Raw genomic sequence first — 13095 nt, 5'->3', positions numbered from 1 at the left:
CCCGGCCTTCCGGCGGGACGGTCCGGCGGGCCCGTCCCCCTTGTACTGACCGAATTTTCGAACAGGAGAAGTGGCATCATGACTTTCCGTATGCCGGCCGAGTGGACCGAGCACGAGGGCTGCCTGATGGCCTGGCCGACCAGGGCCGAGCTGTGGGGCGAGGAGCTCGACGGGGCGCGGCAGGAGTACGCCCAGGTCGCCCGGGCGATCTCCGAGTTCGAGCCGGTGACGATGGTCGCCTGTCCCGGGCAGGGCGAGGAGGCCCGCGCGCTGTGCGGGGACGGCGTCGAGGTGGTGGAACTGCCCATCGACGACTCGTGGTTCCGCGACTCCGGCCCGATCTTCGTGCTCGGCCCGGAGGGTGAGCGCGCCGGGGTGGACTTCCGCTTCAACGCCTGGGGTCGCAAGCACCACCCGTACGACACCGACGACAGGATCGCCGCGCTGCTGCTGGAGCGGCTGGACGTCGAGCGCATCGACTCCCGGATGATCCTGGAGGGCGGCGCGATCACCGTCGACGGCGAGGGCACGCTGATCACCACCGAGCAGTGCCTGCTCCACCCCAACCGCAACCCGGGGATGAGCAAGGAGGAGATCGAGGCCGAGCTGGTCGCCCGACTCGGCGTCAGCACGGTCGTCTGGCTGCCCTACGGCGGCCTGCTGGACACCGAGACCGACGGCCACGTCGACGGCGTCTGCGCGTTCGTGGCCCCCGGGAAGGTGGTGGTCCAGCTCCCGAGCGACCCGAACCACCCGGACTACGACCGGATGCGCGCCAACCGCGCCGTGCTGGAGTCCGCGGTCGACGCCCGGGGCCGGAAGCTGGAGATCATCGACCTGCCGCAGAGCGCCTTCGTCCAGGTCGACGGCAAGGAGACCGAGGTCGGCTACCTCAACTTCTACATCGCCAACGGCGGCGTCGTCGTCCCGACGGCCGGCATCCCCGAGGACGAGGGGGCGCTCGCGGTGATCGCGGCCGCGCTGCCCGGCCGCAAGGTCGTGGGCGTGCGCTCCCGGGTGATCGCCTACGGCGGCGGCGGAGTCCACTGCATCACCCAGCAGGTGCCGGCGGCCCGCCCCACCGCGTGACCCGCACCTCCCAGCCGCACCGGCGGGCCCGCCCCACGTACGGGCCCGCCGGTCCGGTCCCACTCGCCACCCCCGTCACGCACGGAAGAGAGCCCACCCTCATGACAGACCCGCGGAACAGGTCGAGAACCCGTAGATCCCCGCACCGGCGACCCGCTCTCCAGGCCGCGGCCCTGGCCGCCGCCACCTTCGCCACCTTCACGCTCGCGACCGCCTGCTCCGGACCGCCGAAGGACGGCGGCGGTGGCGGGACGGCCTACCGGCTCTCCGCCGACACCCCGCCCGCCAAGGGCGGCCTGGAGTCCTTCACCTGGGCCGTCTACGCCGAACCGCCCACCCTGGACTACATCTCGGCGTTCGACTACCCGCAGAACACCATCCTCTCCAACGTCTGCGAGAGCCTGATGCGGTGGACCCCGCAGCTCACGCTCGCGCCGGGACTGGCGGAGAAGGCCTCCAACCCCGACCCGACCACCTGGGTCTACGACCTGCGCCCGAACGTGCACTTCCACGACGGCGGCGTCATGACCGCCGACGACGTGGTGTACAGCCTCGGCCGGCAGATGAACCCCGACAACGCGGCCGCCTGGGCCCAGCAGTTCCAGAACGTCGCCGGCATCACCAAGACCGGCCCGCTCCAGGTCACCGTCAAACTCACCCAGCCCGACTCGCAGTTCAACCAGTACCTCGCCACCGCGGCAGGCGTGGTCGCCTCGAAGGCCGGGGTGGAGGCGGCCGGCAAGGACTACGGCACCGGCGGCAGCCTCGACTGCACCGGACCGTTCAGGCTCGGCACCTGGACCAAGGGCCAGTCGATCGAGCTCCAGCGCTTCGACGACTACTGGGGCACCAAGGCCAAGTCGGCCAAGGCCGTCTTCCGCTTCCTCACCGACCCCTCGGCCCGCGTCAACGCCCTGCTCAGCGGCGAGGCCGACGGCGGCTACCTGATCCCCACCGAGAGCTACGAGCGGCTGAGGAGCGGCGGCGCGGGCACGCTCTACTTCGGCGAGGGCCTCAGCACCGTCAACGTCAACGTCACCAACATGGAGGGCGTGCTCGGCGACGTCCGGGTCCGCAAGGCGCTCTCCCTCGCCCTCGACCGCTCCGGCTTCGTCCGGACCGGCCTCGGCGGGGCCGGCACCGTCACCGGCTCACTGACCACCCGCGCCGCCTGGGCCGCCGCCCCCGAGCACATCCGCACCGAGGCGTTCGAGGGGCTGACCCCCACCAGCCCCGACCTCGACCGGGCCAAGGCCCTGATCAAGGAGGCCGGCGCCACCGGGAAGAGCATCACCGTCGCCACCAGCCCGATCGGCCAGGACGTCTCCCTGCTCGCGACCGCCGTCCAGGCCGCGGGCGCGAAGATCGGCCTCGACGTCCAGCTGAAGACCATCGCCCCCAACGCCTTCACCTCGCTGTTCACCGACCCGAAGGCACGCGAGGGCATCGACCTGTTCCCCGAGACGTACTACGACTCCATCACCGACCCGCTGGACCTGCTGGCCAACTTCCGGACCGGCGCCTACCAGAACTTCGGCTCGTACAGCGACCCGGCCTACGACGACCTGGTCAAGAAGGCCGCCGCCGCCACCGACTCCGCCGAGCGGTTCACCCTGGAAGCCCAGCTCCAGAAGACCGCCTCCGAGCAACTGCTCTGGATCCCCGTCGCCGAGTGGCCCACCGCGGTCTTCCTCAACAAGCGGATCACCGGCGCCCCGACCACCATCTCCTACCTCTACTACCCGTGGGCGGCCGATGTGGGGGCGGCCCGGTGAGTTTCCTGAGATTCGCCGCCCGGCGGCTGGCCGAGATGGCCGCCACCCTGGTCGGCGCCTCGTTCGTGATCTTCGGTGCGATGTACCTCGCCCCCGGCAGCCCGGCGAGCTTCCTGCTCGCCGGCCGCTCGGCCTCCCCGGAGGCGCTCAGGGCGGTCAACGCCCAGTACCACCTGGACGACCCGTTCCTCCTGCAGTACCTGCGCTGGGCCGGCCAGATCGCGCACGGCGACTTCGGCCGCTCGATCACCTACCGCACCGACGTCTCCCGGCTCCTCGCCGACCGGCTGCCCGCCACCCTGCTGCTGGTCGTGATGGCGCTCGTCCTCGTCCTCGCGCTCGGCCTGCTGCTCGGCTGGATCGGCGCCGTCCGCGGCGGACGCGCCGACTCCGGCATCCTCGTCACCACCGCCGTCGCCGTAGGCACCCCCTCCTTCGTCGCCGCCGTCCTGCTGCAGGGCCTGTTCGCGGTGAACCTGGGCTGGTTCCCCACCGGCGGTACCGGCGACGGCCTCGGCCAGATGCTCTGGCACCTCACCCTCCCCGCCGTCGCCCTGGCCCTCTACCTGATCGGCATGCTCGCCCGGGTCACCCGCGCCGCGATGCTCGACGTCCTCGGCCACGAGCACGTCACCGTCGCCCGCAGCCGGGGCGTCACCGAGCACCAGGTGATCCGCCGGCACGTCTTCCGCAACGCCCTGGGCACCGTCCTGACCACCGGCGGGCTCATCATCTCCACCCTGCTGGTCTGCACCGTCCTGGTGGAGACCGCGTTCAGCGTCGGCGGCATCGGACAGCTCCTCGAACTGTCCACCACCACCAAGGACTTCCCCACCGTGCAGGCCATCTCCCTGATCATGGTCGGGCTGTTCATGGCGGTGAACCTGGTCGTCGACCTGCTCCACCCACTGGTCGACCCCAGGGTCACCCTCGGAGCGAGGAAAGCCGCCGGATGACCGCCACCCTGCTGCGCCGCCCCGGCCTCGGCCGGCTCCGCACCGCCCGCGCACCGCTCCACCTGCTCTGCCTCGGCTTCGTCGCCCTGGTCGTCCTGGCCGCCGTCCTCGCCCCGTGGATCGTGCCCGCGGACCCGAACGCCGTCGACCTGGGCAACGCGCTCGCCGGGCCCTCCGCCGACCACCTGCTCGGCGTCGACGCCTCCGGGCGAGACACCCTCTCCCGCCTGGTCACCGGCGCCCGGACCTCCCTGCTCGGACCGCTCGGCGTGGTCGCGTTCTCCACCCTGGCCGGCGTCGCGGTCGGCGTCACCGCCGCCTGGCGGGGCGGCTGGCTGGACTCCGTCCTCTCCCGCAGCACGGAACTGGTCTTCGCCTTCCCCGGCATGCTGCTGGCGATCCTGATCGTCTCCGTCTACGGCGAGGGACTGCTGGCCCCGGTGATCGCCCTCGCCATCGCCTACCTGCCCTACGTCAGCCGGCTCACCCGCTCGCTCGTCCTCGCCGAACGCGCCCGCCCCTACGTCGAGGCCTACCAGGTCCAGGGCCACTCCGGCCTGCAGATCTGCCTGCGCCACGTCATCCCCGGCATCGCGCCGGTGGTCCTGGCGCAGTCCACCATCAACTTCGGCTACGCCCTGATCGACCTGGCCGGCCTCTCCTTCCTCGGGCTCGGCGTCCCCGCGCTCACCCCCGACTGGGGCCGGATGGTCTTCGACGGCCAGGCCGCCGTCCAGCACGGCTACCCGCTCTCGGCGGTCCTGCCCTGCGCCGCGATCGTGCTGACCGTCGTCGCCTTCAACGTCGTCGGCGAGCGCTGGGCCGACCAGGTCGCCAGGAGGGACCGATGACCACCCTCGACATCCAGGCCTACCGCCTGCGCCTGCCGAACACCGCCCGGCCCGTCCTCGCCGGCGTCGACCTCACCGTCGACGCCCGCGAAACGGTCGCCCTCGTCGGGGAGTCCGGCTCCGGGAAGAGCCTCACCTCCCGCAGCGTCCTCGGCCTGCTCCCCACCGGGGCCGCCACCGAGGGCACCGTGCGGGTCAACGGCGACGACGTCCTCACCATGGCGCCCGAACAGCTGCGCCGCCTGCGCACCGGCACCGCCGCGATGATCTTCCAGGACCCCCGGGCCGCCATCAACCCGCTGCGCCGCATCGGGGACTTCCTCACCGAGGGGGTGCGGCTCAACAACGACCTCCCCGCCGGGGCCGCGGCCGACCGGGCCGCGGAGATGCTGGACGCGGTCGGCCTGCCCCCGTCCGTCCTGGGCCGCTACCCGGGACAGGTGTCCGGCGGCATGCTCCAACGGGTCATGATCGCGGCCGCCCTGATGGGCGATCCCGCGCTGATCCTCGCCGACGAGCCCACCACCGCCCTGGACGTCACCTCGCAGGCCGAGGTGGTCGCGCTCCTGGGCGACCTCCAGGAACGCTTCGGCACCGGCCTGCTCTTCGTCACCCACGACCTGGGCCTCGCCGCCGCCATCAGCGACCGCGTGTACGTGATGTACGCCGGCCGGATCGTCGAGACCGGTCCCGCCGAGGCCCTGTTCGAACGGCCGCGCCACCCCTACACGGCCGCGCTGCTCGCCTCGACGCCGCGTCTGGACGCCCCCCGGGGCAGGCTCGCCGCCATCGAGGGCCGGCCGCCGAGCCTGCGCGACGAGCTGACGGGCTGCCCGTTCGCGCCGCGCTGTCCGCTCGCGACCTTCCTGTGCACCCAGCAGGTGCCCGCGCTGCTGCCGGTCCAGGGCGAGCCGGCCCGCCGCACCGCCTGCCACCACAGTGACGACACCGGCCTCGGCGACCACGGCAGTGCCACGGGGGAGGGGAACGCCGATGCGTAGCCCGGACCTGGGAGCCACGGCCCGTACGAAGGGAGTGCCGCCGATGCGCAGGACCGTGCTGGAGGCGGTCGGTCTGCACCGTGCCTACGGAGGCGTGCAGGCCGTCGACAACGTCTCCTTCACCCTGGCCGAGGGCCGCTCGCTGGGCATCGTCGGCGAGTCCGGCTCGGGCAAGACCACCACCGCCCGGATCGTCGTCGGACTGGAACGCGCGGACTCCGGCCGGGTCCTGGTGCACCAGCGGGACCGCACCGAGCACCGGCGCGGCCGGGCCCACCGGCTCGCGCGGGCCCGCGAGGTCCAGATGGTCTTCCAGGACCCGTACCTGTCCCTGGACCCGCGCACCACCGTCGGTGCGGTGCTGCGCGAGACCCTCCGACTGCACTTCCCCGAGGCTGACCACCCCCGCCGGATCGCCGAACTCCTGGAGCAGGTCGGGCTCGGCGAGCGGGAGGCCGGCGCCCTGCCCCGGCAGCTGTCCGGCGGCCAGCGCCAACGCGTCGCGATCGCCCGGGCGCTGGCGGTCGAACCGTCGGTCCTGGTCCTCGACGAGGCGGTGGCGGCCCTCGACGTCTCCGTCCAGGCGCAGATCCTCAACCTGCTCGCCGACATCCGCGAGGAGACCGGCATCGGCTACCTGTTCATCACCCACGACCTCGGCGTGGTCCGGTCCGTCACCGACGACGTCATCGTGATGCGGCACGGGCGGATCGTGGAGTCCGGCCCGACCGCCGAGGTCCTCGCCCGCCCGCGCCACCCCTACACCCGGCTGCTGCTCGACTCCGTGCCCAGGCCGGGCTGGGACCCGCGGTCCATCGCGGCCGCGCGGCGCGCTCTGTAGAAGCCCCCGTACCCGGGTCCGGACCGTCGACGCCCCCACGGCGGCGGTCCGGACCCGCTTCGATTCCCCCGATCGGCGGCGCCCGGTGTCACCGGCCCGTCCCTCGGCGGCCTCTACTGTCGGATATCGCCCGTTCAGGGGTGAATCCGCATGAACGAGGGGACTGTCGTGAAAGACCTCTTCCCGTCCCGCCGGGCGGTGCTGCGCTCGGGGGCGGCCGCCGCCGCGCTCGCGCTGCTGGAGGGCTGCGGCTCCGACGCCGCCCCCGCCGACGGGACCGAACCGACCCCGGCGAGCACGGGCACAGGCACAGGCACAGCCGCGAGCCCGGCGGCAGGGACCGCCACGGCGGCCCCGGCCGCGTACGCGATGCCGGCCGAATGGCGCCCCCACACCAGGACGTTCATGGCCTGGCCGGCCCTCGAATCGGTGTGGGGCGACCAACTGCCCGCCGTACGCGCGGACATCGCGCACGTGGCGCAGGCCGTCGCCGGGTTCGAGCCGGTGGTGCTGATGGCCCGCCCGGAGCAGGCTGCCGAGGCCCGGCAGCTGTGCGGCGCGGACGTGGAGGTCATCGACCTCCCGGTGGACGACCTGTGGGCCCGCGACACCGGCCCGACCTTCGTGACCGGCCCGGGCGGACTCGCCGGGGTCGACCTCAACTTCAACGGCTGGGGGAACAAGCAGACCCACACCGAGGACGGCCAGGTCGCCCGCAGACTCCTCGACCGGTACGGCATCCGGCGCATCCAGGCGCCGATCACCGGGGAGGGCGGCGGGATCGAGGTCGACGGCGAGGGCACCCTGATGGCCACCGAGAGCTCCTGGGACAACGAGAACCGCAACCCGGGCAGGAGCCGCGACCAGATCGAGGCCGCCTTCAAGGAGCTGTTCGGCGTCCGGAAGGTCATCTGGTTCACCGGCGTGGCCGGGCAGGACATCACCGACTGTCACATCGACGCGCTGGCCAGGTTCGCCGAGCCCGGGGTGGTCCTCATCCACCGGCCCGGACCGGACACCCCGCCGGACATCTGGTCCCGCGCCTCCGACCAGGCGCTGGAGGTGCTCCGCGGGGCCACCGACGCCGCGGGCCGCCCGCTGCGGGTCGTGGACCTCGTCGAGCCCGACCTCAGCGCCGTCCCGGATCAGGGCAAGGACTTCCTGGCGACCTACCTCAACTACTACGTGGTCAACGGGGCCGTCATCATGCCCCGCTTCGGTGACAAGGCGTCCGACGACCGGGCGGCGGGCATCCTGGCCGAGCTCCACCCGGGGCGCGAGGTCGTACCGGTGGGCATCAACGCCATCGCCGCGGGCGGCGGCGGCATCCACTGCTCCACCCAGCAGCAGCCGACTCAGTGACGCCCATGGGCGTTCCGCCCCGAGCCGGCGAAGCCGGATTCACTTCTGCTCGGACGCTTCGCGCCGAGGCTCGGTGATGTACGGCGGGTCCTCGTCGCTTGGTGTGTGCACCACTGCCCTGGCCGTGTGCGGCGGAGTGAACTGGGCGTTGTGTTCGCCGGCGCCCCTGGTGGCGTCCTTCTTGCTGTCGAACAGCATGACGACGGCGAGGTCCTCCTCCGGGCAGTACACATCCCATCTGGTCCTGGAGTGTGGCCCCGCCAAGGCCTGCTGCTCACTGGGTTTCGTCATCACGGAAGCACCTCCGTACAGAGCCATTCCGGACTGAATTGAACAAAGGAGGTACCGGACTCTGCCCGGACCGAAGGGTGAATCGCGGAAACGAGTGATGGGCAACCGAGCACAGCCGTATGCCCTCATCTGCGCTGAGCGCAACTCCATTGTCCCACTGGCGAAACGGGCCCGCCAGGCCCGGCAGGCCCGCCAGTCGAGGCTGCCCGGAGGCCTGCCAGAAGATCTCCGACCCAGATCACCACTGCTGCTGTCGCCTTCGGATCGCCCCGCCGCCCGCCTCCCGGGATTCAGCCGGGCCGGGCGTATGCGGAGAGTGTCGAACAGGACTGCCGTACCGCCGGTGGCGGGCCCACGTCAGCAGTCGGACAATGGAGTTGCGCTCCTGTCGCTGGGCCGATCTGCCCGCCACTCGTTTCCGTGATTCACCCTTCAGTCCGGGCGCAGTCTGCTTCTTCCGCTCGGCCCAGTACCCGGGGGCATTCCGAGTGGAGGTGTTTCCACCATGACGCAACCCAGCGACCATGCAGGCCAAGCGGGGCCAACGTTCGAAACCATATGGGATGTGTGGTGCCCACAGGACGAGTTCGTCCTCATCTCGGGATTCCACAACAAGCCTGAAGCCCAGCAGGCAGCGGCCGAACACAACGTCAAGTTCACTCCGCGGCACAAGGCTCGGGCGGTGGTGGGCCACAAGGAGTTCGATGATCCGCCGCCGCACCACCACCCGCACCACCTGCCGGCAGCTCAGCGCGAAGGGTAGCGCGAAGGGTGGACGGTTCGGGCAACGCTCCGGGGGCGCAGCGCACTTCATGACGTGACGATGGGGTGAATGCGATGCCTCTTGAGGGCGGGTACGAGCCGAGTCCGGCACAGTGGGTGCGCGATCAGGTCGAGCTGTACGAGAGTTCGGGCGGCACGCGGGGATTGACGCCCTGGGACACGGGCCTGCCCGTCGTCATTCGCACGACGCGCGGCGTGAAGAGCGGCAAGATCCGCAGGATCCCGTTGAGGCGATGATTCGCCGACGCCGGTGGCGGGGTGTGGTCCACCCCGTCCACCCCGTCCGCCCCGTGGCCGGTGCGGGGCCGACTCGGCGGACCCGGCCGGTCAGGCCCGGGCCGCTCCGGCCGCGTTGCCCACGTCGCCCGCTCCGGCCGCGAGCCCGAGGACGAGCGCCCGCATCACCGGTGCGGAGTCGATCTGCGCGCCGAGCGACTGGATCGCGGCGAGCCCGTCCGTCCCGGCCGCCGCGGCCTCGCCCAGCGGTCGGGGGTCGAACCCGCCACCGCGTTCGTCCGCCAGGACCTGGAACAGCGCGACGAAGCACTCCCGCCACCGCCGGTACTCCGCCTCCAGGCTCTCCCGCACCCGCTCGTCGCCGACGGCGAACCAGTGCAGGGCGGAGTGCAGCCGCGACAGGTCGCCGGCCTCCGGCTGCGCCAGCATCGCGACGACCCGCTCGGCCCGTTCGGCGAAGGTCCCCGGCCCGGCGACCGCCTCCTCCAGGGGGGTGATCCACTCCGGCCTGATGTTCTCCACCACCGCGACGATCAGGTCGGTGCGGTTCTGGAAGTGGTAGTGGCACATCCCGTGGGTCACCCCGCCCAGGGCCGCCACGTTGCGGGTGGTGAAGGGCACCGAGCCGTCCCCGGCGAGCAGTTCGCGCGCGGCGGCAAGCAGCCGTGCCCGCGTCTGCTCGCCCTTCGCCGAGGCGCGCGGTCGCCTGGCACCGACGGCGGCCCCGCTGCCGCTGCCGGTGCCGGCTGAGGTGCCGGAACCGCTGCCGCCTGAGGGCCCCTGGGCCGCCGGGTCGATGGGGCGAGGGTCCTCAGCGCGCGTAGCCATCCGGAAACTCTAGCGAGCCCGCGCCGGCGGCGGGGCGGCGGCGGCGACGCGGCAGCGGTGACGGCCGGATCGAACGGGTTCTGCGCAATGTATTGACCGAGCGCTTGGTCAGTTTTACCGTCATGGCCATCACGTGGAAGGACCACGGATGGACAGAACGGGAGACCGAGAGATGAACGGTCACAACGAACCGCACGTCTCGTCCGGCAGAACGCCGGTCGCGCTGGGCCGGAGGAACTTCCTGGTCGCGGCCGGGCTGGTCACGGCGGGCACCGCCTGGGCGGCGAGCGGCGCCACCGTCGCGGCGTCCGCGGCCGGACGCGGCGCCGTCCCGGCCGGGGCCGCGGCCGCCGGCACCTTCGCCGTCCCGATCGACACGGTGGCCCACACCCGGACCTGGATGGCCTGGCCGGACGACCCCGCCATCTGGACCGGCCGCCGCGGCGGCCGCCGAGGCGGGACGACGCCCTCGGTGGCGCAGATCCAGGCCAACATCGCGCTGGTCGCCAACACCATCGCCAAGTACGAGCCCGTCTACCTGTGCGCCAACCCGGCCGCCGCCGCGGCCGCCAGACGGGCCTGCCCGGGCGCCAACGTCACGGTGATCACCTCGATCCCCGTCAACGACTGCTGGATGCGCGACTCCGGCCCGGTCTTCCGCACCAACGGGCTGGGCGGGCTGGACGCGATCGGCCTCAACTTCAACGGCTGGGGCGGCAACCAGGTCTTCACCAACGACGGCAAGGTGGCCGGCCGGGTCGCCGCCCTCGCGGGCGTGCCGTTCACGGCGGCCGGCCTGGTCGGCGAGGGCGGCGCCATCGAGACCGACGGCGCGGGCACGCTGATGGCCACCCGGAGCAGCATCCTCGTCTCCGACCGCAACCCGGGCATGACGCAGACGCAGGCCGAGAACGCGATGAAGGCCGCGTACGGCGCCACCACGGTCATCTGGTTCGCCGGCGTCGCGGGCCAGGACATCACCGGCGACCACGTGGACGCGACCTCGCGCTTCCTGGCCCCCGGCAAGGGCCTGGTCCAGCAGCCGAACGCCACGGACGACCCCTCGGACGTCTGGACCAAGGACGAGATCAACCAGTACAACGTGCTGTCCGCGGCGACCGACGCCCGCGGCGTCCGGATCCAGGCCACCAAGCTCGGCGGCCCGGACTACTACCGGATCCGGCAGAGCGACCCCGCGTTCGTCGGCTCCTACGCCAACTACTACGTCTGCAACGGCGCGGTGATCGCCGCCCAGTTCGGGGACTCCCGGGCGGACGCCGCGGCGAAGGCGAAGCTCCAGTCGCTCTTCCCCGGCCGCGTCGTCGAGCAGTTGAACATCGACTACATCGGCCTCGGCGGCGGCGGGATCCACTGCGTCACCCAGCCGCAGCCGGTCCCCTAGCGGCCGCGGCCCCGGCCCCGGCCCGGCGCGGGTGCGTGCCGGGTCGGGAGCGGGGGTCCGGTCTCTTGTGCCGGCAGGCGACATGACAGATGATCATGCCGTTCGGCCGTGATCACGTCATCGACCACGGCTCAGATGCGGTGCTCCACAACGGGGGTTGGCCATGTCCACGGATTCCACACAGGGTGCGCAGCCCACGCCGTCCGCGCAGACGGGCGGTCCCGGCGGCGGCGACGGGACGCGCCGACCGGGCCGGCGGACCCTGCTCGCCGGGCTGACCGGAGCGGGCGCCCTGGCCGGCGGCCTCGCGCTGGGCGGCCGCAGCGCCGTCGCCGCGCCGGTGGCCGTGGCCGCAGCCACCGGCGGGTACGTGGTCGACGTCGTCGCCAAGGGCGCCGACCCGACCGGGGTGACGCCGAGCGACACCGCGTTCCGGGACGCCGTGGCCGAGGTGCTCGGGGGCGCCCCCGAAACCGGGGTCACCCCGAAGAAGGTGCTGGTGATCCCGCCGGGTACCTACCTGCTCACCCAGCCCGACAGCCTGCTGCCGGGCACCCAGAACACCGACACCCACACGCAGAGCGTCATCGACGGCATCTCGATCAGCGGGTTCGGCAAGCGGGTCTCCCGGATCGTGTACGCCCCGACGGTTCGCGACACCGTGTTCTGGCGGAACATGGACCGCTACAAGAACATCCGGATCAGCGGCCTGACCTTCGAGAGCCGGGACGCCACCGCCACGTTCAACTACTCCTACTCCTCCAGGGCGTTCGGTGTGCAGGACACCTGGTACACCGACGTCGACTGGCGCGGCACCTGGAAGGCCGGCATCGTCCTCGACGGCCCGACGGCCACCTCCAACCTGAACAGCGAGATGGGCTGGGACCACTGCCAGATCAGTGGCTCCTACGCCGACGCGTTCCTGGTGATGGGCGGCAAGCCCGGCGAGAAGCAGCAGGACCAGTTCCTCAACTACTGGTTCCGTGAGTGCAAGGTGGAGTTCCAGTCGGGCGTCTTCGTACGCAACGAGCGAGGCGGCTCGATGAACTTCATCGGCGGGTCGTACATCCTCACCGACCCCGAGTCGACCGGCACCTTCTTCAAGCTGGGCGCCAACCCGCAGCGCAACGACTCGCTGATGCGGCTGTACGCCCAGGGCATCCGCTTCGAGGTGCGCGGCGCGGGCCACAAGGTGATCGACTCCGCCTGGTACAAGGGGACCATCACCTTCGTGTCCTGCGACGACACGGCCAACGCGTACCAGTCCTGGGCCTCCGGCGACACCGCCGTCCCCCACGTGTACCGCTTCGACGCCGTCAACCCCTCGCGCGGGCCGATGATCCGCTACCAGGACTGCGCCCTGCTCGGCGCGCACCAGGTGACGGCGGCCACCGCCACGACGGCGGGCAAGCTGCTGTACGACGGCTGCCGGTTCGCCAACGCGTCCGGCGGCACGGGCGCCACCGGCTTCCTGCGGTGGACGGGCACCGCGCCCTGGTACGAGTTCCGCGACTGCCTGGTGAAGAGCGACCGCCTCCCGGACGCCCGCGTCTCCTAGGCAACTCGCGCGTGGTCCAACCGGCTCTGACATGCCGCGACGCCGCTGCTCCCTGCCCGGGTGTTCGGGTGGGTGCAGCGGCGTTGTCGTGTGGCGTGGGGTGGTGCGGGGTGTTACTTGG

At 72.1% G+C, this 13095-nt stretch carries 12 protein-coding genes and 1 pseudogene; 11 read left to right on the top strand and 2 right to left on the bottom strand.

The genetic code is table 11. The features are described from left to right. The first annotated feature begins 78 nt into the window (after positions 1-78). The 7 genes from ACGFZP_RS38050 to ACGFZP_RS38020 all read left to right on the top strand — a co-directional run bounded on the left by ACGFZP_RS38050 (position 79) and on the right by ACGFZP_RS38020 (position 7875). Positions 79-1089, top strand: coding sequence for an agmatine/peptidylarginine deiminase (locus ACGFZP_RS38050; RefSeq protein ID WP_392941627.1), 1011 nt, complete (start codon positions 79-81; stop codon positions 1087-1089). 101 nt (positions 1090-1190) lie between these two features. Beyond that, complete coding sequence (locus ACGFZP_RS38045; protein ID WP_392941625.1) at positions 1191-2864, top strand: ABC transporter substrate-binding protein; 1674 nt, start codon at positions 1191-1193, stop codon at positions 2862-2864. Then, complete coding sequence (locus ACGFZP_RS38040) at positions 2861-3820, top strand: ABC transporter permease (protein ID WP_392941622.1); 960 nt, start codon at positions 2861-2863, stop codon at positions 3818-3820. Before ACGFZP_RS38045 ends, ACGFZP_RS38040 begins: the two co-directional genes overlap by 4 nt. Then, positions 3817-4671: an ABC transporter permease gene (locus ACGFZP_RS38035; RefSeq protein WP_392941620.1), complete on the top strand. Its 855-nt coding sequence runs from the start codon at positions 3817-3819 to the stop codon at positions 4669-4671. Before ACGFZP_RS38040 ends, ACGFZP_RS38035 begins: the two co-directional genes overlap by 4 nt. Continuing rightward, positions 4668-5672 (top strand): ABC transporter ATP-binding protein, encoded by a 1005-nt coding sequence (locus tag ACGFZP_RS38030; RefSeq protein WP_392941618.1) that lies wholly within the window; start codon positions 4668-4670, stop codon positions 5670-5672. Before ACGFZP_RS38035 ends, ACGFZP_RS38030 begins: the two co-directional genes overlap by 4 nt. Before the next feature lie 43 nt (positions 5673-5715). Next, complete coding sequence (locus tag ACGFZP_RS38025) at positions 5716-6513, top strand: ABC transporter ATP-binding protein (RefSeq protein ID WP_392941615.1); 798 nt, start codon at positions 5716-5718, stop codon at positions 6511-6513. Positions 6514-6681: 168 nt separating this feature from the next. Beyond that, positions 6682-7875 (top strand): agmatine deiminase family protein, encoded by a 1194-nt coding sequence (locus ACGFZP_RS38020; RefSeq protein WP_392941613.1) that lies wholly within the window; start codon positions 6682-6684, stop codon positions 7873-7875. A 39-nt stretch (positions 7876-7914) separates the two neighbouring features. Here ACGFZP_RS38020 and ACGFZP_RS38015 read toward each other — a convergent pair whose 3' ends face one another. Next, positions 7915-8166 carry a hypothetical protein gene (locus ACGFZP_RS38015; protein WP_392941610.1) on the bottom strand — a complete coding sequence of 84 codons (252 nt, stop codon included), beginning with the start codon at positions 8164-8166 and terminating at the stop codon, positions 7915-7917. 505 nt (positions 8167-8671) lie between these two features. On the opposite strand from ACGFZP_RS38015, the gene ACGFZP_RS38010 reads away from it, so the two are divergent. Both ACGFZP_RS38010 and ACGFZP_RS38005 read left to right on the top strand, forming a co-directional pair. Further along, positions 8672-8929, top strand: coding sequence for a hypothetical protein (locus ACGFZP_RS38010; protein ID WP_392941608.1), 258 nt, complete (start codon positions 8672-8674; stop codon positions 8927-8929). Between the two features lie 74 nt (positions 8930-9003). Next, positions 9004-9183: pseudogene (locus tag ACGFZP_RS38005) on the top strand (nitroreductase/quinone reductase family protein); the annotation flags it as partial. Positions 9184-9276: 93 nt separating this feature from the next. Here ACGFZP_RS38005 and ACGFZP_RS38000 read toward each other — a convergent pair. Continuing rightward, positions 9277-10014 carry a TetR/AcrR family transcriptional regulator gene (locus ACGFZP_RS38000; RefSeq protein WP_392941606.1) on the bottom strand — a complete coding sequence of 246 codons (738 nt, stop codon included), beginning with the start codon at positions 10012-10014 and terminating at the stop codon, positions 9277-9279. 172 nt (positions 10015-10186) lie between these two features. Between ACGFZP_RS38000 and ACGFZP_RS37995 the strand changes: the two genes are divergently transcribed. Both ACGFZP_RS37995 and ACGFZP_RS37990 read left to right on the top strand, forming a co-directional pair. Continuing rightward, a complete protein-coding gene (locus ACGFZP_RS37995; protein ID WP_392941604.1) occupies positions 10187-11416 on the top strand; it encodes an agmatine/peptidylarginine deiminase in 1230 nt (409 codons plus the stop codon). A 163-nt stretch (positions 11417-11579) separates the two neighbouring features. Continuing rightward, on the top strand, positions 11580-12974 hold the full coding sequence (locus ACGFZP_RS37990) for a hypothetical protein (protein ID WP_392941601.1): 1395 nt from the start codon (positions 11580-11582) through the stop codon (positions 12972-12974). Positions 12975-13095: the final 121 nt, after the last annotated feature.

It is taken from the genome of Kitasatospora sp. NPDC048239 (genome assembly GCF_043202015.1).
In the GTDB taxonomy this organism is placed as follows: domain Bacteria; phylum Actinomycetota; class Actinomycetes; order Streptomycetales; family Streptomycetaceae; genus Kitasatospora.
This window is presented reverse-complemented; position numbering and strand designations above follow the sequence as displayed.

Bases quoted from the DNA above. Each gene is read 5' to 3' on its own strand.
- ACGFZP_RS37990 (WP_392941601.1), top strand. From the start codon at position 11,580: ATGTCCACGGATTCCACACAGGGTGCGCAGCCCACGCCGTCCGCGCAG.
- ACGFZP_RS38045 (WP_392941625.1), top strand. From the start codon at position 1,191: ATGACAGACCCGCGGAACAGGTCGAGAACCCGTAGATCCCCGCACCGG.
- ACGFZP_RS38025 (WP_392941615.1), top strand. From the start codon at position 5,716: ATGCGCAGGACCGTGCTGGAGGCGGTCGGTCTGCACCGTGCCTACGGA.
- ACGFZP_RS38015 (WP_392941610.1), bottom strand. From the start codon at position 8,166: ATGACGAAACCCAGTGAGCAGCAGGCCTTGGCGGGGCCACACTCCAGG.
- ACGFZP_RS38010 (WP_392941608.1), top strand. From the start codon at position 8,672: ATGACGCAACCCAGCGACCATGCAGGCCAAGCGGGGCCAACGTTCGAA.
- ACGFZP_RS38000 (WP_392941606.1), bottom strand. From the start codon at position 10,014: ATGGCTACGCGCGCTGAGGACCCTCGCCCCATCGACCCGGCGGCCCAG.
- ACGFZP_RS38050 (WP_392941627.1), top strand. From the start codon at position 79: ATGACTTTCCGTATGCCGGCCGAGTGGACCGAGCACGAGGGCTGCCTG.
- ACGFZP_RS37995 (WP_392941604.1), top strand. From the start codon at position 10,187: ATGAACGGTCACAACGAACCGCACGTCTCGTCCGGCAGAACGCCGGTC.
- ACGFZP_RS38035 (WP_392941620.1), top strand. From the start codon at position 3,817: ATGACCGCCACCCTGCTGCGCCGCCCCGGCCTCGGCCGGCTCCGCACC.
- ACGFZP_RS38030 (WP_392941618.1), top strand. From the start codon at position 4,668: ATGACCACCCTCGACATCCAGGCCTACCGCCTGCGCCTGCCGAACACC.